Source organism: Halomonas sp. CH40, from assembly GCA_041875495.1.
Lineage (GTDB): Bacteria > Pseudomonadota > Gammaproteobacteria > Pseudomonadales > Halomonadaceae > Vreelandella.
The window spans coordinates 3,082,605-3,101,840 of record CP112982.1; the positions used below are offsets into that span (position 1 = coordinate 3,082,605).

Annotated in this window: 1 protein-coding gene; it reads right to left on the minus strand. The window is 59.4% G+C overall.

Annotated elements, in window-relative coordinates:
* Positions 1-52 precede the first annotated feature (52 nt).
* Positions 53-19,063, minus strand: a complete 19,011-nt coding sequence (locus OR573_14060) for a DUF5801 domain-containing protein (GenBank protein ID XGA79600.1) — start codon at positions 19,061-19,063, stop codon at positions 53-55.
* Positions 19,064-19,236 lie beyond the last annotated feature (173 nt).

Genomic DNA, 19,236 nt, shown 5'->3' on the forward strand with positions numbered 1-19,236 from the left:
AAAAACCCCGCCGGGCAAGCCAAGCGGGGCGGGGTTAGCTTATAACGTCAGTTTAATCGATATCCAACTGACCTTTATCTATCAGCTTGGTGATCAAGTCCTGAGTATCTCCAGCAGTGACACCAAAATCATTGAACGACTTGCCTTCAAGCGTCACTTTCTGGTCAGCGCCTACGCCATCACTACCATTCAACTGTCCAGTTGAACTGATATGCAATACCAAGTCGCTTCCGTCCTGTTCGGCAAAGATATGGCTGTCAATATTGCCTTGATCCTCTCCATCAAGAAGTTCAGCGAGATCCAGTCGGTCAGCATCAGCATCCGTGCCAAACTCTCCTTGCTGGAAGTCCTTAACGATATCGTTGGCCGGGTTGGCGTCGGTACCTTCATCTCCCAAATTCCAGATAAAGGTATCTGCTCCCGCACCGCCAAAGAGGATGTCGTCTCCTGCACCGCCAGTTATATCATCGTCACTAGCACCACCGACCAGAATGTCATTACCTTCCCATCCACCTAAGGTGTTATTACCACCTTCTGAGCGGTTGGAGTCAACTAGATCTTCCAGATTATTACGAACATAATCTTTGATTTGTGATTCGCTCGGAGTATCACCGTTATTGACTGCCCAGGTGAGATATTCAATCAGACCAAGATACCCAAGGCCATCATGATCACCAGCATTAAAGACCTCATTATTGCCATTCGTCCATTCCAGATGATCACTGTTGACCGTATCCCCAAAGAGAATATCGTCGCCATCACCGCCGATCAGAGTGTCATCACCCAAAGCGGCAAGCTCTTCACTTCGAGAGCCACCTTCTAGCGCCGCAGCCAGATCAGTTGCCGTGTTAACGATATTGACTTCACCGACAGGTCCAGAAACGATGAGGTTTCCGAAGGACTCAGTACCTGTGCCATCGCTATCAGTGTTATCAAAGAACCTTAGGTAGTCTTCCGTTACTCCGGCGCCAACCCCAATAGCATTTACTCCACTCAGTGCTGACAGTGATGTAAAGCTATTAACAGAAGCATCAAATACATCATAATTAGTTGAGCTGCCAGGCCCTTGGACTGAACCAGACGAATCGAAGTAATAAGTTGGATCACCGTCCGTCAAGAAATAAGACACGTTCTTGAAGCCAGAAGCGTTAGGTTCGTCATTCTGTTGATTAAACCACTCAGACGCTTCCTTAAAGCCTGCCATATAGTTGGTACCGCCATTTGCATCAAGCCCATCAATTGCATCAATAAGATTCTGTACATTGTCAGCGTTGAGATTGTTGATTATGATCTCATTCTCTGTATCTACAACTCTGGCAAAGGGCACCAACTGCACATTGATATTTCCGTCATGATCTTTCAATTGGTTAGCCAAGTTCTCCAATGCTTGTTTGGCAAGAGCAATACGGCTTAAATTATCTGTACCCGACGCATTATCCATACTACCCGAAGTATCTACAATAATAGAGATATTGTAATTCTGCCCCGGCTCAATAATCGTGACCTTGCCACCCAGGTCGCCAATGATAACGTCGTTACCTGCATCCCCAGTCAACTGGTTATTCGAGTTATTACCCACCAACAAGGCCGAAGGCTCTGGTGTATCCACATCCAGACTTCCAGACGCTGTATCACCATCGTCGTCAACACCTACCAAATCCAACTCGACGCCATTAGCAACAGCAAAGTCAATGCCGCCGTAGCTGTAGTTATCCAAGTTAAAGGTACCGGTTCCTGACGCACCCTCCACCTCAACCGCTTGGAAAGGCGTTGCCGAATCAATCTCAAACGTCCACCCATCTTGCATACCGTCAATACTGATTTCACCTGATGAATTCGCATTGACGGATAATCCATTCGTACCAGGAGTGACAACATCACCACTACTATTCGAAACGATGATATTGGCACTAGTCAATCCTACCAGGTTACCGGCTCCAATTAGATTACCCTCTCCACCGTCCGAGAAAGCAGTAACGTCTTTATAGGCTCGTATAGTCAGATTGGCAGTATTGCTGCCCCCGGTTGAAGTACTGACCTGCTGTGAGAACTGGGTCGCCGAGACATTACGAATCCAAGCGGCATCGTCGACATTCAATGTTAACTCATCTACAAAATTGAAACGTGCCAACTCACCTTGCTTGAAGCTTTGTGCATCGGATATACCCAAGCCCCGGCTTGAACTGGTGTTCAAAGTATCGCCATTTTCCGTTGAAATCAGCGTACCTTCTGACGCACCTACATTCGTTGAATCCAGAGCGTACAAGGGTTCATTGCCTCCACTGAAGCCAACCAAATTAAACCCAAATGTATCTTGAGTGTAGATATCACCCACATTAGAAACGGAATAGGTGTCATTAGCCGGATCCAAGGTGATTTTGAAGCCAACCTTACCGCTGCTATTTTCAGCGACCAGCACATCAGAGCGACCGTCACTTGTCGAATCTTCAAGACGATAGGTTAACTTCTCTCCATTGAGGTAAAGCTGGTTATTGCTTTTATCAGTAACATTAGATCCATCTGTAACGGTAAAAGCCACGGCACCAACACCATCAGCCCCTGCCACTGCTGAAAAGTTGATATGGCCGGTAAAACCATTCTCAAGACGAGCTGCATCGGGGGTGAAATCGAGGGGGGTGTCATCAATGACTTCCAGGTTCACCATCCCGGTCGCCCCGCGTCCGTCCACATCAGTGGCTACCACGTTGATGGATCCCAGATTGAGCTCAGTCGCCAGATCGTCACCGAACTCATGCGGCACCGTATCCGACAGCACCATCTCGACGGTGACCGTGCCTGCTGACGCGTCGACATTCGTCAGATTCAGTGTCACAGCCACTGTACCGTCAACACTACCGGTAATCTGAGTATCGCTGGCGCGGGACCAGGTGATCTCCTCGTCTGCATTCACCGTATCGCTATCACTTACCAGGGTATTCAGATTGGTGCCAAACACGATGCTGGTGAAGGCATCCGAACCAGCTGTGAAAGCCAGGTTCTGACTGCTGGTCAACGCACTCGCCTCGGGCGATGAGCCCTGCGGCAAATTGGCCTCACTCACCGAGAGTTCAACCGAATCAATATCCTGTGGCGCATCGCCCGCTGTAACAGTAACCGTATGACTGTCGCTACGCTCGTCACCGTCAGCATCCGTGACTGTGGCATCAAAGGTGAAACTTGGATCTCCACCACTGTTGTCCACTGCGTTAGGAGCGAAGGACCAGCTCACATCACCGTTGGCTGCTACGTCAAACGTCAGAGCACCCAGATCTTCACCGTCTACCGTCACCGTGGCACTCTGGCTCGCTGCAGTGCCATCCAGGGTGAAGTTCAAGGTATCGTTCAGTGAGCCTTCTGATAAGGTGATTGCCAACGTGGCATCCTGATCCGCGCCTTCGGTGATCGTGATATCACCACTAATTGGGTTGCTGGCATCTTCCGCCACGCTATTTGGTTGATCGCCAATTTCTACCGCCGGCACGTCGTCTAAGAACTTGAATTTACTACCAACAGAGGTAAGAGAACTTATTCTGTCACCATCGCCATCTTCAACGGTGATTCGGAAGTCAATTGCATTGCTGTCAATTGTCACCGACTCGTCATTATCGCTATCTTTTTCATGCCAAATCGCGCGCAACTGCTCAAGTTTTACTTTACCTGTCGCTGAATTTATTGTGATCTTAAAGTAATCGTTATTATCAGCACTACCCGTTATTTCAGTAACACCATCGTTATCGTTTGTAGTTCTGTTAAGTAAAATCTCACTTCCTTTACCATCGGGACTATTGCTATCTAAAGCATGTAGCCCTGAGGGTGAATTAGCAGAATCTATGCGTAAATCATATGTAATACTACCCGCCCCATCAGCACCAAAAGTCTCAGATCCAATAGTTAAAGATTTAGAGAAGTCGGCGGTACTTGCATGCTCAGAGTCTCCAATATTAGATTCATCAACTATAAGATCATTAAGATCAGTATTAGCATCAATACTAGGACCCTCGTCATTGATGGCAAAGGTCGCTGCCCCGCCCAGATCAATCGCCCCCTCGACGGTATCGCCGTCACCGTCGGTGCCGGTGAAGGCCAGTGTCAGCACGTTATCTGTCAGGCTCAGCGTTTCCTGGGCGTCCTCGTGCCAGACCGCTTGCGCCTGGGTGAATACCAGCGCATCACCGTCCAGCTCAAGGGTGAAGTAGACACCACCGTCAGCGGTGTAGCCTTCGATCGCGCCGTTAGTGTTCGTGCGCAGCAGGATGGCATCGCCTGCCTCAGTGCTGTCAGCGTCCAGCGCAGACAGTCCTGAATTAACATCTTCTGTACTCAGGCTCAGACTCAGCGTCAGGCTGTCATCCTGCTTGTCATCGGCCCCGTAGTTGATCAGCCCCGCCGTGTTGATCGCCGCGCGCACGTCAACGTTATCGCTGACCGTGTCGTTCTCCACCAGCCCCGCTTCATCCACGCTGAAGGCCAGCTCAAAGTCACCCAGGGCATCACCGTCCAGCGTCGGCACGTCGTCATTGATGGCGAAGGTCGCTGCCCCACCCAGATCAATCGCCCCCTCGACGGTATCGCCGTCACCGTCGGTGCCGGTGAAGGCCAGGGTCAGCACGTCATCCGCCAGGCTCAGCGTTTCCTGGGCGTCCTCGTGCCAGATCGCTTGCGCCTGGGTGAATACCAGCGCATCACCGTCCAGCTCAAGGGTGAAGTAGACACCTCCCTCAGCGGTGTAGCCTTCGATCGCGCCGTCAGTGTTCGTGCGCAGCAGGATGGCATCGCCTGCCTCAGTGCTGTCAGCGTCCAGCGCAAACAGCCCTGAGGCCGCGCCGTCCTCGCTCAGGTTCAGGCGCAGCGTCAGGCTGTCATCCTGCTTCTCATCGGCCCCGTAGTTGATCAGCCCCGCCGTGTTGATCGCTGCGCGCACGTCAACGCTATCGCTGACCGTGTCGTTCTCCACCAGCCCCGCTTCATCCACGCTGAAGGCCAGCTCAACGCCCTCCAGGGCAGCATCGTCCAGCGTCGGACCGTCGTCATTGATGGCGAAGGTCGCTGCCCCACCCAGATCAATCGCCCCCTCGACGGTATCGCCGTCACCGTCAGTGCCGGTGAAGGCCAGGGTCAGCACGTCATCTGCCAGGCTCAGCGTTTCCTGGGCGTCCTCGTGCCAGATCGCTTGCGCCTGGGTGAATACCAGCGCGTCACCGTCCAGCTCAAGGGTGAAGTAGACACCTCCGTCAGCGGTGTAGCCTTCGATCGCGCCGTCAGTGTTCGTGCGCAGCAGGATGGCATCGCCTGCCTCAGTGCTGTCAGCATCCAGCGCAGACAGTCCTGAATTAACATCTTCTGTACTCAGGCTCAGACTCAGCGTCAGGCTGTCATCCTGCTTCTCATCGGCGCCGTAGTTGATCAGCCCCGCCGTGTTGATCGCCGCGCGCACGTCAACGCTATCGCTGACCGTGTCGTTCTCCACCAGCCCCGCTTCATCCACGCTGAAGGCCAGCTCAACGCCCTCCAGGGCATCACCGTCCAGCGTCGGCACGTCGTCATTGATGGCAAAGGTCGCTGCCCCACCCAGATCAATCGCCCCCTCGACGGTATCGCCGTCACCGTCAGTGCCGGTGAAGGCCAGGGTCAGCACGTCATCTGCCAGGCTCAGCGTTTCCTGGGCGTCCTCGTGCCAGATCGCTTGCGCCTGGGTGAATACCAGCGCATCACCGTCCAGCTCAAGGGTGAAGTAGACACCACCGTCAGCGGTGTAGCCTTCGATCGCACCGTCAGTGTTCGTGCGCAGCAGGATGGCATCGCCTGCCTCAGTGCTGTCAGCGTCCAGCGCAAACAGCCCTGAGGCCGCGCCGTCCTCGCTCAGGTTCAGGCGCAGCGTCAGGCTGTCATCCTGCTTCTCATCGGCCCCGTAGTTGATCAGCCCCGCCGTGTTGATCGCTGCGCGCACGTCAACGCTATCGCTGACCGTGTCGTTCTCCACCAGCCCCGCTTCATCCACGCTGAAGGCCAGCTCAACGCCCTCCAGGGCAGCATCGTCCAGCGTCGGACCGTCGTCATTGATGGCGAAGGTCGCGGCGGCGCCCAGATCAATCGCCCCCTCGACGGTATCGCCGTCACCGTCGGTGCCGGTGAAGGCCAGGGTCAGCACGTCATCTGCCAGGCTCAGCGTTTCCTGGGCGTCCTCGTGCCAGATCGCTTGCGCCTGGGTGAATACCAGCGCATCACCGTCCAGCTCAAGGGTGAAGTAGACACCACCGTCAGCGGTGTAGCCTTCGATCGCGCCGTCAGTGTTCGTGCGCAGCAGGATGGCGTCGCCTGCCTCAGTGCTGTCAGCGTCCAGCGCAAACAGCCCTGAGGCCGCGCCGTCCTCGCTCAGGTTCAGGCGCAGCGTCAGGCTGTCATCCTGCTTCTCATCGGCCCCGTAGTTGATCAGCCCCGCCTTGTTGATCGCTGCGCGCACGTCCGCCCGGTCACTCACACTACCATTGGTAGTCAGCCCTGCTTCATCAACACTGAAGCTCAGGCTGAAGGCGTCTAGGGCATCCTGAGCCAGGGACGGGGTGTCATCCACCACCGTGATCACACCGCTCAGGTCGGCGCTCAGACTATCGGTAACGGTGTCGCCATCGCTGTCGGTCACCGCTACATCGGCACTGACGCCCACCAGACCCGCAGGCAGGTTGAGGCTGTCTGCGCCCTGGTCCGGATGATCCAGTGGGGCTGACTGGGTTACGGTCACGGTACCGCTGGCCGCGTCAACCTCAATGCGCAGTACGTCCGTACTGCCACCATCAATCGTGCCGGTAATGACCCCGCTGTCAGCGTCAAGGTCGAAGGCCACCGGGGTGCCGCCGCTGGTGATACCGCTGGTGTCAATACTGTCGTTCAGCGTCAGGGCATAGCCGTCAATCACGGTGCTGCCAGCACCGTCGGCGCCATACGCAGCGGTTACCGCGCCTTCAAAGAGGCTCGCTACGCTACCAGTGGCCACGGATGTGCCATCGCTACGCGTATCAGTATCGTCAGTACTCAACTCGAGACTGCTCAGGTCGATCGTGCCAACGCTGGCGCTCGGCACATCATCATTGAAAGCAACAACACTACCTAGATCAATGTCTCCACTTTCACTTGTGGTGTAACCGTTGTCGTACTCAACAGTGACTGTGCCTGTGAGATTTACCAACCCACTTTCAAGCAGCAACTGTTCAACATCAGCGCCACTTTCATTTTCTGTAACGTGATCAATCGCACTGCTTTGAGTCAGCTGGACTATATCGTTCCCTTCACTATCTTCGCTCAGGCTGATGCGGAACACTTCGTCATCACCCGCGATACCGACGATATCTCCGTTACTTGCATCCACGTCCAAGCTAATAGTGTTGCCACCACTAGTAAGATTTGTAGTGGCATTTTCTACCAAGCTCAGAGAATAGCTCCAAGAAGAGGTGCTCTCTACTCCATCATCTTCGTAATTCGTTTCGTCGTAACTGAAGATATTACCTAGCCGAACACTATCGCTATCGACGAGCTCCGCATCGCTAGTCGTTAGTGACAATCCCTCAACTGACGTAGTCACTTCAACAATTGGGTTTTCATCGACCAGGGTGGCATTGCCGGTGTCAGTGATGCCGCCTGGCAGGGTATTACCCGCAGCAGTCTCGCCGCTGAGAGTCGCAGTCAGGGTGAGATCTTCCCGCCCTTCAAACACATCGTCATCGCTGGTCGGTATGCTGATCGCGATGCCGTCGGTGGTACCGGCGGGCACGTCGAAACTGAAGGTGCCGTCACCGTTGTCGGTGACCGTGACACCCGTACCGCCAATGCTGGCCGTGGGCGTCTCCACGTCGTCGCCATCGATATCGCCGCCCAGCTCAAAGGTCAGCGTGGTAGCGTTATCCACCGGGTTGCTCAGGCTGACATCAAAGGTGGCGGTGTCGCCTTCATTGATGGTGCCCGCATCCGCGACCGTCAGGGCCGGGGTGTCGTCGTCCGGCTCTTCATTGGGGTCATCCGGGGTGCCGGTGCCGTCATCGACCAGGGTGGCATTGCCGGTGTCGGTCAGGTCGGCCGGGAGGGCGCTACCTGCCGCAGTCTCGCCGCTGAGAGTCGCAGTCAGGGTGAGAGCTTCCGGCCCTTCAAACACATCGTCATCGCTGGTCGGTACGCTGATCGCGATGCCGTCGGTGGTACCGGCGGGCACGTCGAAACTGAAGGTGCCGTCACCGTTGTCGGTGACCGTGACACCCGTACCGCCAATGCTGGCCGTGGGCGTCTCCACGTCGTCGCCATCGATATCGCCGCCCAGCTCAAAGGTCAGCGTGGTAGCGTTATCCACCGGGTTGCTCAGGCTGACATCAAAGGTGGCGGTGTCGCCTTCATTGATGGTGCCCGCATCCGCGACCGTCAGGGCCGGGGTGTCGTCGTCCGGCTCTTCATTGGGGTCATCCGGGGTGCCGGTGCCGTCATCGACCAGGGTGGCATTGCCGGTGTCGGTCAGGTCGGCCGGGAGGGCGCTACCTGCCGCAGTCTCGCCGCTGAGAGTCGCAGTCAGGGTGAGAGCTTCCGGCCCTTCAAACACATCGTCATCGCTGGTCGGTACGCTGATCGCGATGCCGTCGGTGGTACCGGCGGGCACGTCGAAACTGAAGGTGCCGTCACCGTTGTCGGTGACCGTGACACCCGTACCGCCAATGCTGGCCGTGGGCGTCTCCACGTCGTCGCCATCGATATCGCCGCCCAGCTCAAAGGTCAGCGTGGTAGCGTTATCCACCGGGTTGCTCAGGCTGACATCAAAGGTGGCGGTGTCGCCTTCATTGATGGTGCCCGCATCCGCGACCGTCAGGGCCGGGGTGTCGTCGTCCGGCTCTTCATTGGGGTCATCCGGGGTGCCGGTGCCGTCATCGACCAGGGTGGCATTGCCGGTGTCGGTCAGGTCGGCCGGGAGGGCGCTACCTGCCGCAGTCTCGCCGCTGAGAGTCGCAGTCAGGGTGAGAGCTTCCGGCCCTTCAAACACATCGTCATCGCTGGTCGGTACGCTGATCGCGATGCCGTCGGTGGTACCGGCGGGCACGTCGAAACTGAAGGTGCCGCCACCGTTGTCAGTGACCGCGACACCCGTACCGCCAATGCTGGCAGTGGGCGTTTCCACGTCGTCGCCATCGATATCGCCGCCCAACTCAAAGGTCAGGGTAGTGGCGTTGTCCACCGGGTTGCTCAGGCTGACATCAAAGGTGGCGGTATCGCCTTCATTGATGGTGCCTGCATCGGCGACCGTCAGGGCCGGGGTATCGTCGTCCGGCTCTTCATTGGGGTCATCCGGGGTGCCGGTGCCGTCATCCACCAGGGTGGCATCCCCACTATCAGTGATGCCGTCTGGCAGGACATTACCGGCAGCAGTCTCACCACTCAAGGTGGCAGTCAGAGTGAGAGCTTCCGGCCCTTCAAACACATCGTCATCGCTGGTCGGTACGCTGATCGCGATGCCGTCGGTGGTACCGGCGGGCACGTCGAAACTGAAGGTGCCGTCAGCGTTGTCGGTGACCGTGACACCCGTACCGCCAATGCTGGCCGTGGGCGTCTCCACGTCGTCGCCATCGATATCGCCGCCCAGCTCAAAGGTCAGCGTGGTAGCGTTATCCACCGGGTTGCTCAGGCTGACATCAAAGGTGGCGGTATCGCCTTCATTGATGGTGCCCGCATCCGCGACCGTCAGGGCCGGGGTGTCGTCGTCCGGCTCTTCATTGGGGTCATCCGGGGTGCCGGTGCCGTCATCGACCAGGGTGGCATTGCCGGTGTCGGTCAGGTCGGCCGGGAGGGCGCTACCTGCCGCAGTCTCGCCGCTGAGAGTCGCAGTCAGGGTGAGAGCTTCCGGCCCTTCAAACACATCGTCATCGCTGGTCGGTACGCTGATCGCGATGCCGTCGGTGGTACCGGCGGGCACGTCGAAACTGAAGGTGCCGTCACCGTTGTCGGTGACCGTGACACCCGTACCGCCAATGCTGGCCGTGGGCGTCTCCACGTCGTCGCCATCGATATCGCCGCCCAGCTCAAAGGTCAGCGTGGTAGCGTTATCCACCGGGTTGCTCAGGCTGACATCAAAGGTGGCGGTGTCGCCTTCATTGATGGTGCCCGCATCCGCGACCGTCAGGGCCGGGGTGTCGTCGTCCGGCTCTTCATTGGGGTCATCCGGGGTGCCGGTGCCGTCATCGACCAGGGTGGCATTGCCGGTGTCGGTCAGGTCGGCCGGGAGGGCGCTACCTGCCGCAGTCTCGCCGCTGAGAGTCGCAGTCAGGGTGAGAGCTTCCGGCCCTTCAAACACATCGTCATCGCTGGTCGGTACGCTGATCGCGATGCCGTCGGTGGTACCGGCGGGCACGTCGAAACTGAAGGTGCCGTCACCGTTGTCGGTGACCGTGACACCCGTACCGCCAATGCTGGCCGTGGGCGTCTCCACGTCGTCGCCATCGATATCGCCGCCCAGCTCAAAGGTCAGCGTGGTAGCGTTATCCACCGGGTTGCTCAGGCTGACATCAAAGGTGGCGGTATCGCCTTCATTGATGGTGCCCGCATCCGCGACCGTCAGGGCCGGGGTGTCGTCGTCCGGCTCTTCATTGGGGTCATCCGGGGTGCCGGTGCCGTCATCGACCAGGGTGGCATTGCCGGTGTCGGTCAGGTCGGCCGGGAGGGCGCTACCTGCCGCAGTCTCGCCGCTGAGAGTCGCAGTCAGGGTGAGAGCTTCCGGCCCTTCAAACACATCGTCATCGCTGGTCGGTACGCTGATCGCGATGCCGTCGGTGGTACCGGCGGGCACGTCGAAACTGAAGGTGCCGTCACCGTTGTCGGTGACCGTGACACCCGTACCGCCAATGCTGGCCGTGGGCGTCTCCACGTCGTCGCCATCGATATCGCCGCCCAGCTCAAAGGTCAGCGTGGTAGCGTTATCCACCGGGTTGCTCAGGCTGACATCAAAGGTGGCGGTGTCGCCTTCATTGATGGTGCCCGCATCCGCGACCGTCAGGGCCGGGGTGTCGTCGTCCGGCTCTTCATTGGGGTCATCCGGGGTGCCGGTGCCGTCATCGACCAGGGTGGCATTGCCGGTGTCGGTCAGGTCGGCCGGGAGGGCGCTACCTGCCGCAGTCTCGCCGCTGAGAGTCGCAGTCAGGGTGAGAGCTTCCGGCCCTTCAAACACATCGTCATCGCTGGTCGGTACGCTGATCGCGATGCCGTCGGTGGTACCGGCGGGCACGTCGAAACTGAAGGTGCCGTCACCGTTGTCGGTGACCGTGACACCCGTACCGCCAATGCTGGCCGTGGGCGTCTCCACGTCGTCGCCATCGATATCGCCGCCCAGCTCAAAGGTCAGCGTGGTAGCGTTATCCACCGGGTTGCTCAGGCTGACATCAAAGGTGGCGGTGTCGCCTTCATTGATGGTGCCCGCATCCGCGACCGTCAGGGCCGGGGTGTCGTCGTCCGGCTCTTCATTGGGGTCATCCGGGGTGCCGGTGCCGTCATCGACCAGGGTGGCATTGCCGGTGTCGGTCAGGTCGGCCGGGAGGGCGCTACCTGCCGCAGTCTCGCCGCTGAGAGTCGCAGTCAGGGTGAGAGCTTCCGGCCCTTCAAACACATCGTCATCGCTGGTCGGTACGCTGATCGCGATGCCGTCGGTGGTACCGGCGGGCACGTCGAAACTGAAGGTGCCGTCACCGTTGTCGGTGACCGTGACACCCGTACCGCCAATGCTGGCCGTGGGCGTCTCCACGTCGTCGCCATCGATATCGCCGCCCAGCTCAAAGGTCAGGGTGGTGGCGTTATCCACCGGGTTGCTCAGGCTGACATCAAAGGTGGCGGTGTCGCCTTCATTGATGGTGCCCGCATCCGCGACCGTCAGGGCCGGGGTGTCGTCGTCCGGCTCTTCATTGGGGTCATCCGGGGTGCCGGTGCCGTCATCGACCAGGGTGGCATTGCCGGTGTCGGTCAGGTCGGCCGGGAGGGCGCTACCTGCCGCAGTCTCGCCGCTGAGAGTCGCAGTCAGGGTGAGAGCTTCCGGCCCTTCAAACACATCGTCATCGCTGGTCGGTACGCTGATCGCGATGCCGTCGGTGGTACCGGCGGGCACGTCGAAACTGAAGGTGCCGCCACCGTTGTCAGTGACCGCGACACCCGTACCGCCAATGCTGGCAGTGGGCGTTTCCACGTCGTCGCCATCGATATCGCCGCCCAACTCAAAGGTCAGGGTAGTGGCGTTGTCCACCGGGTTGCTCAGGCTGACATCAAAGGTGGCGGTATCGCCTTCATTGATGGTGCCTGCATCGGCGACCGTCAGGGCCGGGGTATCGTCGTCCGGCTCTTCATTGGGGTCATCCGGGGTGCCGGTGCCGTCATCCACCAGGGTGGCATCCCCACTATCAGTGATGCCGTCTGGCAGGACATTACCGGCAGCAGTCTCACCACTCAAGGTGGCAGTCAGAGTGAGAGCTTCCGGCCCTTCAAACACATCGTCATCGCTGGTCGGTACGCTGATCGCGATGCCGTCGGTGGTACCGGCGGGCACGTCGAAACTGAAGGTGCCGTCAGCGTTGTCGGTGACCGTGACACCCGTACCGCCAATGCTGGCCGTGGGCGTCTCCACGTCGTCGCCATCGATATCGCCGCCCAGCTCAAAGGTCAGCGTGGTAGCGTTATCCACCGGGTTGCTCAGGCTGACATCAAAGGTGGCGGTATCGCCTTCATTGATGGTGCCCGCATCCGCGACCGTCAGGGCCGGGGTGTCGTCGTCCGGCTCTTCATTGGGGTCATCCGGGGTGCCGGTGCCGTCATCGACCAGGGTGGCATTGCCGGTGTCGGTCAGGTCGGCCGGGAGGGCGCTACCTGCCGCAGTCTCGCCGCTGAGAGTCGCAGTCAGGGTGAGAGCTTCCGGCCCTTCAAACACATCGTCATCGCTGGTCGGTACGCTGATCGCGATGCCGTCGGTGGTACCGGCGGGCACGTCGAAACTGAAGGTGCCGTCACCGTTGTCGGTGACCGTGACACCCGTACCGCCAATGCTGGCCGTGGGCGTCTCCACGTCGTCGCCATCGATATCGCCGCCCAGCTCAAAGGTCAGCGTGGTAGCGTTATCCACCGGGTTGCTCAGGCTGACATCAAAGGTGGCGGTGTCGCCTTCATTGATGGTGCCCGCATCCGCGACCGTCAGGGCCGGGGTGTCGTCGTCCGGCTCTTCATTGGGGTCATCCGGGGTGCCGGTGCCGTCATCGACCAGGGTGGCATTGCCGGTGTCGGTCAGGTCGGCCGGGAGGGCGCTACCTGCCGCAGTCTCGCCGCTGAGAGTCGCAGTCAGGGTGAGAGCTTCCGGCCCTTCAAACACATCGTCATCGCTGGTCGGTACGCTGATCGCGATGCCGTCGGTGGTACCGGCGGGCACGTCGAAACTGAAGGTGCCGTCACCGTTGTCGGTGACCGTGACACCCGTACCGCCAATGCTGGCCGTGGGCGTCTCCACGTCGTCGCCATCGATATCGCCGCCCAGCTCAAAGGTCAGCGTGGTAGCGTTATCCACCGGGTTGCTCAGGCTGACATCAAAGGTGGCGGTGTCGCCTTCATTGATGGTGCCCGCATCCGCGACCGTCAGGGCCGGGGTGTCGTCGTCCGGCTCTTCATTGGGGTCATCCGGGGTGCCGGTGCCGTCATCGACCAGGGTGGCATTGCCGGTGTCGGTCAGGTCGGCCGGGAGGGCGCTACCTGCCGCAGTCTCGCCGCTGAGAGTCGCAGTCAGGGTGAGAGCTTCCGGCCCTTCAAACACATCGTCATCGCTGGTCGGTACGCTGATCGCGATGCCGTCGGTGGTACCGGCGGGCACGTCGAAACTGAAGGTGCCGTCACCGTTGTCGGTGACCGTGACACCCGTACCGCCAATGCTGGCCGTGGGCGTCTCCACGTCGTCGCCATCGATATCGCCGCCCAGCTCAAAGGTCAGCGTGGTAGCGTTATCCACCGGGTTGCTCAGGCTGACATCAAAGGTGGCGGTGTCGCCTTCATTGATGGTGCCCGCATCCGCGACCGTCAGGGCCGGGGTGTCGTCGTCCGGCTCTTCATTGGGGTCATCCGGGGTGCCGGTGCCGTCATCGACCAGGGTGGCATTGCCGGTGTCGGTCAGGTCGGCCGGGAGGGCGCTACCTGCCGCAGTCTCGCCGCTGAGAGTCGCAGTCAGGGTGAGAGCTTCCGGCCCTTCAAACACATCGTCATCGCTGGTCGGTACGCTGATCGCGATGCCGTCGGTGGTACCGGCGGGCACGTCGAAACTGAAGGTGCCGTCACCGTTGTCGGTGACCGTGACACCCGTACCGCCAATGCTGGCCGTGGGCGTCTCCACGTCGTCGCCATCGATATCGCCGCCCAGCTCAAAGGTCAGCGTGGTAGCGTTATCCACCGGGTTGCTCAGGCTGACATCAAAGGTGGCGGTGTCGCCTTCATTGATGGTGCCCGCATCCGCGACCGTCAGGGCCGGGGTGTCGTCGTCCGGCTCTTCATTGGGGTCATCCGGGGTGCCGGTGCCGTCATCGACCAGGGTGGCATTGCCGGTGTCGGTCAGGTCGGCCGGGAGGGCGCTACCTGCCGCAGTCTCGCCGCTGAGAGTCGCAGTCAGGGTGAGAGCTTCCGGCCCTTCAAACACATCGTCATCGCTGGTCGGTACGCTGATCGCGATGCCGTCGGTGGTACCGGCGGGCACGTCGAAACTGAAGGTGCCGTCACCGTTGTCGGTGACCGTGACACCCGTACCGCCAATGCTGGCCGTGGGCGTCTCCACGTCGTCGCCATCGATATCGCCGCCCAGCTCAAAGGTCAGGGTGGTGGCGTTATCCACCGGGTTGCTCAGGCTGACATCAAAGGTGGCGGTATCGCCTTCATTGATGGTGCCCGCATCCGCGACCGTCAGGGCCGGGGTGTCGTCGTCCGGCTCTTCATTGGGGTCATCCGGGGTGCCGGTGCCGTCATCGACCAGGGTGGCATTGCCGGTGTCGGTCAGGTCGGCCGGGAGGGCGCTACCTGCCGCAGTCTCGCCGCTGAGAGTCGCAGTCAGGGTGAGAGCTTCCGGCCCTTCAAACACATCGTCGTCGCTGGTCGGTACGCTGATCGCGATGCCGTCGGTGGTACCGGCAGGCACGTCGAAACTGAAGGTGCCGTCGCCGTTGTCAGTAACCGCGACACCCGCACCGCCAATGCTGGCGGTGGGCGTCTCCACGTCGTCGCCATCGATATCGCCGCCCAGCTCAAAGGTCAGCGTGGTAGCGTTATCCACCGGGTTGCTCAGGCTGACATCAAAGGTGGCGGTGTCGCCTTCATTGATGGTGCCCGCATCCGCGACCGTCAGGGCCGGGGTGTCGTCGTCCGGCTCTTCATTGGGGTCATCCGGGGTGCCGGTGCCGTCATCGACCAGGGTGGCATTGCCGGTGTCGGTCAGGTCGGCCGGGAGGGCGCTACCTGCCGCAGTCTCGCCGCTGAGAGTCGCAGTCAGGGTGAGAGCTTCCGGCCCTTCAAACACATCGTCATCGCTGGTCGGTACGCTGATCGCGATGCCGTCGGTGGTACCGGCGGGCACGTCGAAACTGAAGGTGCCGTCACCGTTGTCGGTGACCGTGACACCCGTACCGCCAATGCTGGCCGTGGGCGTCTCCACGTCGTCGCCATCGATATCGCCGCCCAGCTCAAAGGTCAGCGTGGTAGCGTTATCCACCGGGTTGCTCAGGCTGACATCAAAGGTGGCGGTGTCGCCTTCATTGATGGTGCCCGCATCCGCGACCGTCAGGGCCGGGGTGTCGTCGTCCGGCTCTTCATTGGGGTCATCCGGGGTGCCGGTGCCGTCATCGACCAGGGTGGCATTGCCGGTGTCGGTCAGGTCGGCCGGGAGGGCGCTACCTGCCGCAGTCTCGCCGCTGAGAGTCGCAGTCAGGGTGAGAGCTTCCGGCCCTTCAAACACATCGTCATCGCTGGTCGGTACGCTGATCGCGATGCCGTCGGTGGTACCGGCGGGCACGTCGAAACTGAAGGTGCCGTCACCGTTGTCGGTGACCGTGACACCCGTACCGCCAATGCTGGCCGTGGGCGTCTCCACGTCGTCGCCATCGATATCGCCGCCCAGCTCAAAGGTCAGCGTGGTAGCGTTATCCACCGGGTTGCTCAGGCTGACATCAAAGGTGGCGGTGTCGCCTTCATTGATGGTGCCCGCATCCGCGACCGTCAGGGCCGGGGTGTCGTCGTCCGGCTCTTCATTGGGGTCATCCGGGGTGCCGGTGCCGTCATCGACCAGGGTGGCATTGCCGGTGTCGGTCAGGTCGGCCGGGAGGGCGCTACCTGCCGCAGTCTCGCCGCTGAGAGTCGCAGTCAGGGTGAGAGCTTCCGGCCCTTCAAACACATCGTCATCGCTGGTCGGTACGCTGATCGCGATGCCGTCGGTGGTACCGGCGGGCACGTCGAAACTGAAGGTGCCGTCACCGTTGTCGGTGACCGTGACACCCGTACCGCCAATGCTGGCCGTGGGCGTCTCCACGTCGTCGCCATCGATATCGCCGCCCAGCTCAAAGGTCAGCGTGGTAGCGTTATCCACCGGGTTGCTCAGGCTGACATCAAAGGTGGCGGTGTCGCCTTCATTGATGGTGCCCGCATCCGCGACCGTCAGGGCCGGGGTGTCGTCGTCCGGCTCTTCATTGGGGTCATCCGGGGTGCCGGTGCCGTCATCGACCAGGGTGGCATTGCCGGTGTCGGTCAGGTCGGCCGGGAGGGCGCTACCTGCCGCAGTCTCGCCGCTGAGAGTCGCAGTCAGGGTGAGAGCTTCCGGCCCTTCAAACACATCGTCATCGCTGGTCGGTACGCTGATCGCGATGCCGTCGGTGGTACCGGCGGGCACGTCGAAACTGAAGGTGCCGTCACCGTTGTCGGTGACCGTGACACCCGTACCGCCAATGCTGGCCGTGGGCGTCTCCACGTCGTCGCCATCGATATCGCCGCCCAGCTCAAAGGTCAGGGTGGTGGCGTTATCCACCGGGTTGCTCAGGCTGACATCAAAGGTGGCGGTGTCGCCTTCATTGATGGTGCCCGCATCCGCGACCGTCAGGGCCGGGGTGTCGTCGTCCGGCTCTTCATTGGGGTCATCCGGGGTGCCGGTGCCGTCATCGACCAGGGTGGCATTGCCGGTGTCGGTCAGGTCGGCCGGGAGGGCGCTACCTGCCGCAGTCTCGCCGCTGAGAGTCGCAGTCAGGGTGAGAGCTTCCGGCCCTTCAAACACATCGTCATCGCTGGTCGGTACGCTGATCGCGATGCCGTCGGTGATACCGGCGGGTACGTCGAAACTGAAGGTGCCGTCACCGTTGTCAGTGACCGCGACACCCGTACCACCAATGCTGGCAGTGGGAATCCCCACGTCGTCGCCGTCGATATCGCCGCCCAGCTCAAAGGTCAGGGTGGTGGCGTTATCCACCGGGTTGCTCAGGCTGACATCAAAGGTGGCGGTGTCGCCTTCATTGATGGTGCCCGGGTCTGCCACCGTCAGAGTTAATGCCGGAGTAGCGTCGATATCAACATCACGCGTTGCGGTGGCGGTCTGGCTATTACCAGCCTCATCGGTAGCTGTAACGCTGGCTTGAATGCTGTTATCTGCTAGAAGGTCAGCGGTAGCCACTGTAGTGCTGTAAATCAGGTTGCCATCGCCATCTTCCAGCACATCAGTCGTCGTGGTAGTTCCGTTGACGCTTAGGGTGACAGTGTCACCCACAACGACATCACCACTGACCGTACCGCTGATGGTGGTGAACTCTTGATCAGCTTCTTCAGTGTTGATTATGTCGTCACCAGCAATGGTGTCGATGGTCACAGTAGCAATAGCTTCCAGATCAACGGCGTAATCACGGTTAGTATCAGCAGCAAACTCATTGCCATTTTCATCGGTGCCGGTGACTTCACCTTCAACATTACTGTTCTCGGCCAGCACACTGCCCGGCACGTCGATGGCGTAGGTCAGGTCTTCACCCACCGTACCTGTGTACGTGTCTTCACCTACGGTAAGAGTGACGGTATCGCCTTCACTGGCGTCGCCGCGGACGCTACCGGTAATGGTAACGCTGCCTTCGGCTTCTTCACCGTTGATCACACCGTCATCGGTGATGGTGTCGATGATAATGGTTGCCGTGGCTTCCAGATCAACGGTGTAATCAGTACTTGTCTCAGCAGAGTAGTCGATATCGTTTTCGTCTGTACCGGTCACTTCTGCATCAACACTGTCATTCTCAGCCAGCAGTCTCCCCGGTACATCAATGGCGTAAGTCAGATCTTCCGTGACGGTGCCGTTAAAGGTGTCATCACCCACCGTCAGTGTAATGGTATCGCCTTCGCGGGCATCACCACCGACTGAACCCGTAATAGTGATGTTGTTGCCTTCTTCAGCATCAACACTATTGATCACGCCAATCTCATCAATCGAGATGGTAGGCTCAGGCGCAGGCTCAGGCAGCGGCGCGGGTTCAGCCTCTTCTTCCGGCTCAGTGGTATCACCTGTATCTTCAGAAGACTCTTCTGGCTCTTCTTCTACGTCGGCGGCTGCGATTCTTGAAAATTCAGCCGTTGTCGGGCCACCATCTATGCCGACATCAAAATCATATTGGAGACCTTCAACCGGCTCAACGATGCGTGCCAGCTGAACAAAGTCAGAGCCGCCACCGCCACCACCGGCGGCGCCACCACCGGCTGCAGTGGCTTCAAGCAGCTCAAGAATATCGCCTTCTTCATCTTCCAGGGCGGCGAGAATCGCTTCCAGCTCATCATCCTGAGTGGCGGATTCGCCTTCATCCGCGGCGCTTTCTGCGTCAACATCACCGTTCATGGCAACTTCTTCACCCCCTCCAATGGAGGTGGGTGGAAGGCCATCGTTAAAGTCCAGTTGAACCTCGCCATTGGGCGAGGTGACCAAGGTTTCGCCTTCCTGCAGGGTATCCCCGACGCTTAGCTCTCGAAGGTTTCCATCTTCATCACGGGCAAAGGCCTGACCGGTAATGGCAACAACAGTAGCAATACTCATGGGATACCCCTTTTTTGACTTGGCCTGAATGCTTTGCGCGTTCTAAAACAGACGCAAAGTTTCAAAATGTTAATTTTTATCTATTAACAAGTGTATCCTGGCAAATCAAAAAAAGTATTGGACCGAGGTACAGTTAAAAAATGTTAATTTAGAGCTTTCTGTACTTGCTTGAG

Excerpts from the sequence above, each read along its gene's own strand:
- OR573_14060 (XGA79600.1), bottom strand. The coding sequence starts at position 19,063 with ATGAGTATTGCTACTGTTGTTGCCATTACCGGTCAGGCCTTTGCCCGT.